Origin of the sequence: Xanthomonas cannabis pv. cannabis (assembly GCF_000802365.1) — a bacterium.
Lineage (GTDB): Bacteria > Pseudomonadota > Gammaproteobacteria > Xanthomonadales > Xanthomonadaceae > Xanthomonas > Xanthomonas cannabis.
On the sequence record NZ_JSZE01000187.1, the window covers coordinates 1 to 4047 of the forward strand.

General features: G+C 64.7%; 4 protein-coding genes. 3 read left to right on the forward strand and 1 reads right to left on the reverse strand.

Annotated elements, in window-relative coordinates:
• The first annotated feature begins 469 nt into the window (after positions 1-469).
• Both OZ10_RS19800 and OZ10_RS19805 read left to right on the forward strand, forming a co-directional pair.
• Positions 470-1414, forward strand: a complete 945-nt coding sequence (locus tag OZ10_RS19800; RefSeq protein WP_039405775.1) for an ABC transporter ATP-binding protein — start codon at positions 470-472, stop codon at positions 1412-1414.
• Positions 1411-2172 carry an ABC transporter permease gene (locus tag OZ10_RS19805; protein ID WP_039405772.1) on the forward strand — a complete coding sequence of 254 codons (762 nt, stop codon included), beginning with the start codon at positions 1411-1413 and terminating at the stop codon, positions 2170-2172. The genes OZ10_RS19800 and OZ10_RS19805 overlap by 4 nt, the downstream gene beginning before the upstream one ends.
• A gap of 570 nt (positions 2173-2742) precedes the next feature.
• Here the strand turns inward: OZ10_RS19805 and OZ10_RS19810 are convergent.
• Positions 2743-3009, reverse strand: a complete 267-nt coding sequence (locus OZ10_RS19810) for a DUF3297 family protein (RefSeq protein ID WP_039405769.1) — start codon at positions 3007-3009, stop codon at positions 2743-2745.
• 163 nt (positions 3010-3172) lie between these two features.
• On the opposite strand from OZ10_RS19810, the gene OZ10_RS19815 reads away from it, so the two are divergent.
• On the forward strand, positions 3173-3721 hold the full coding sequence (locus OZ10_RS19815) for a DUF6630 family protein (protein ID WP_039405766.1): 549 nt from the start codon (positions 3173-3175) through the stop codon (positions 3719-3721).
• Positions 3722-4047: the final 326 nt, after the last annotated feature.

Genomic DNA, 4047 nt, shown 5'->3' on the forward strand with positions numbered 1-4047 from the left:
ACCTGGACCTGATCGAGTCGCGCAAGCGCGCGTAAGTGCTGGGAATGGGGATTCGGGAATAGGGAATCGCAAAAGCCAGGGCAATGTCCACGGTCATCGTAGGAGCGCACCCGGGCGCGACCGGGCTGTCCCGACACACGTCCAGGCGTGCGCCGGCTCGCGAATCGGAAATCGCAGCGGCCAGGGCATTGTCCATGGCCTTCGTAGGAGCGCACCAGGGCGCGAGAGGCGTTCCCTGGACAGCCCCCGTCGCGCCCAGGTGCGCTCCTACCACACCACGCGCGCCACAAGGATGTAAGCATCGCAGCCCTTGAGCCGACGCAACGCGCAACCTGCCGGTCTGTCCGTGTGTAGCGTGCACCAGGCGCCAGGCAAATCACGCGTCGGGAGACACCATCCCATCAGCCCCCCTCCCATCGTCACGGCGCAGCGCCTACCCTGTGGCGCTTCTGGTCCCCGTGCACAACCCATGACGCCCATCGTTTCCATCCAGGGAGTGAGCAAGACCTACGCCGGCGGTTTTCAGGCGCTCAAGCAGGTGGATCTGCAGATCCAGCGCGGCGAGATCTTCGCGCTGCTTGGCCCCAACGGTGCCGGCAAGACCACGCTGATCAGCATCATCTGCGGGCTGGTCAACCCCAGCACCGGCACCGTACTGGCCGATGGTCACGACATCGTGCGCGACTACCGCGCGGCACGTGCCAGCATCGGGCTGGTGCCGCAGGAGCTGGCCACCGACGCCTTCGAAACGGTGTGGGCCACGGTGCGTTTCAGCCGCGGGCTGTTTGGCAAGCCGGCCAACCCGCAGTACCTGGAAACGGTGCTGCGCGAGCTGTCGCTATGGGACAAGCGCAACAGCAAGATTTCTACATTGTCCGGCGGCATGAAGCGACGCGTGCTGATCGCCAAGGCCCTGGCGCACGAGCCGCGGATCCTGTTCCTGGACGAGCCCACTGCCGGCGTGGACGTAGAGCTGCGCCACGAGATGTGGCAGATGGTGCGTCGGCTGCGCGAGCAGGGCACCACCGTCATCCTGACCACCCATTACATCGAAGAAGCCGAAGACATGGCCGACCGGGTCGGGGTGATCAACCGCGGCGAGCTGGTACTGGTGGAAGACAAGCACACGCTGATGCGCAAGCTCGGCAAGAAGCAGCTCAGCCTGAGCCTGCAATCGCCGCTGCAGGCGGTGCCGGCGGGGCTGGCGGATCTGCCGCTGGAGTTGTCGGCCGACGGCAGCAGCCTGATCTACACGTTCGACACGCAGGCCGAGCAGACCGGCATCGGGGCGGTGTTGCGCCGGCTCAACGAGCAGGGCATCGACTTCAAGGACCTGCATTCCAGCGAGAGCTCGCTGGAAGAGATCTTCGTCACCCTCGTGCATGGCGCCCGTCAGCCGGAGATGCGCGCATGAACATGCATGCGATTGCCGCGATTTATCGCTTCGAAATGGCGCGCGCCTTCCGCACGCTGACCCAGTCGATCGCTTCGCCGGTGTTGTCGACCTCGCTGTATTTTCTGGTGTTCGGCGCAGCCATCGGCTCGCGCATGGGCGATATCGACGGCATCAGCTACGGCGCCTTCATCATTCCCGGCCTGGTGATGCTGTCCTTGCTCAACGAGAGCATCTCCAATGCCTCGTTCGGCATCTACATGCCGCGCTGGGCCGGCACCATCTACGAGGTGCTGTCCGCGCCGGTGGCATGGTGGGAGATCGTCATCGGCTACGTGGGCGCGGCGGCCACCAAGTCGGTGATGCTGGGCCTGCTGATCCTGCTCACCGCACGGCTGTTTGTTCCGTACGAGATTGCGCATCCGGTGTGGATGCTGGGCTTCCTGGTGCTCACCGCGCTGACCTTCAGCCTGTTCGGTTTCATCATCGGCATCTGGGCCGACGGCTTCGAGAAACTACAGGTGATCCCGCTGATGGTGGTGACGCCGCTGACCTTTCTGGGCGGCAGCTTCTATTCGATCAACATGCTGCCGCCGGTGTGGCAGAAGGTCACGCTGTTCAACCCGGTAGTCTACCTGATCAGCGGGTTCCGCTGGAGTTTCTACGGCAAGGCCGACGTGCACATCGCGGTGAGCACCGGCATGACGTTCCTGTTCCTGCTGGTGTGCCTGGGCGTGGTGGCGGCCATCTTCCGCAGCGGGTATCGGCTCAAGGCGTGAGTGGGGCGCGTGTGCGGTGTCCTCACCGTTTGCTGGCTGTCTGATCGAACGCCAAGCGCACCGACCAACGTGACTGGTCCTTGCCCGCTCACCGTCGCGGGATCGTGAGCGGCATGGATGCCGCGCCAGAGCTACAAGGGAGGACTTGCAGCGCGTCCCGCGATGGTGGGCGGAAGCAAAGGCGCAGCGTCGAGTGCGCGGTGCCCTCACCGCTTGCGGGACACGCCGTTAACCCGTCCATGGGGGCTCGATGGCGGCATCCATGCCGCCAACGGTCCCGCAATCGGCGAGGACACCGCACCAGACAGTTGGCTGGTGGTTTGTTGAAGAGCGAGTACATCGCGTCGCAAGTTCGCGAATCGCTTGTTGAAGACTCTGCACGCCGACCATCTTGACTGGTCCTTGCTCGCTCACCGTCGCGGGACCTTGAGCGGCATGGGTGCCGCGCCAGAGCTCACAAGGACATACTTGCAGCGTGTCCGTGATGGTGGGCGTGCAAGGGCCCTTCAGCCAGGTCGCAGCTCAGCAGCTTTGCAATGGAACAACGTGAAGTTGTTTGGTCAGCCGCGCTTACTCGGCAGCAGGCGCGGCGTCGTTCTTGGTGTCCAGGTAATACGCCACCACCTCGCCCTTGATCTTCATCGTCATCGGGTTGCCGCGGCGGTCGCGTGCCTTGCCGACCTGTACCTTGATCCAGCCTTCGCTCATCGAATATTCCTCCACGTTGTCGCGTTCGACACCGTTAAAGCGCACGCCGATGCCGCGGTTGAGGGCGTCGGCATCGTGGAACGGGCTACGTGCGTCGATGGCCAGGTGATCGGGAGGGGTATCGCTCATGGGGAAGGCGCCATGACGGGCCGGATGGCCGTCTTCGGCCGCACAGGATACGGACCTGCGCCCGGAAGACCAGCCCTGCTGGCGCAGCGGCGGGCCGGCCTCGGTTTGCTTGCGCCGCCGCAGGCCTCACACTTGGCGCCTGCAATCCTTCAGCGAGCCCGCCATGCCCGACAACAGTGCCGATTACGAAGACGACGAAGGCCTGCAGCCCGAAAGCGACGAAGACGATGTCGACGACCATCCGGCACGGGTCTGGAATCTGCTGGTGTTGATCAACCCCGGCGATGAAGACACCGCGCTGGCCCAGTTCGATGCCTGGCGCGAAGCACAGGCCGATGCAGACGATGGCGACGACGATGCGTGGCTGTGGACGCTGAAAGACGTCATCGACTGGCGCTCGGGATTCTATGTGGACTGGAAGGACACCGACTCGTTCATCGCCGCCATCGACGAACTCGGCGCGCGCTGGAACCTGCGCATCGACTGGGGCGGCGACCTGGACGACGAAGACTTCGCTCGCGATCTCGAGGTCCCCGACCTGATGGCCGTGGCGTTCGACCGCCTGCGCGAACACGGCTACTCGCTGTGGAACTGGAACACCGGCGGCGACGCCTATGCCGGCTGGATCGCCCTCAGCCGCGACGACGACGCCATGCTGGCGCTGACCTCGTTGCTGGGCGTGGAGGTGCGGCTGGGCAACGAGGCCTTTTGAGCGCCGGGAGTGGGGAGTCGCGAGAGCGGTCTCCGGGTGCGTGGGTCTGGCAGGCATTGTCCGCGGCCAGATGACTGCCCCGTAGGAGCGTGCTGGCGCGCGATCGGGCGTTACCGGGACAGTTCCTCGCGCTCGGGCGCGCTCCTACAACGGCGTGGCGTCATGGTGCAGAGGGGGATGCCGCCGTCGTGAAGTTGCAGGCCTCTTTACCAGGAGCAACTGTGTTGATCAGGATCTCGATCCGCGAGCTCTGATCGGTTTCCTTCAGGCGTGTTCATCCATAGGTGGCGGCCGCTGGCCGGCACGCTTTTGCGTCTGCTCATGGC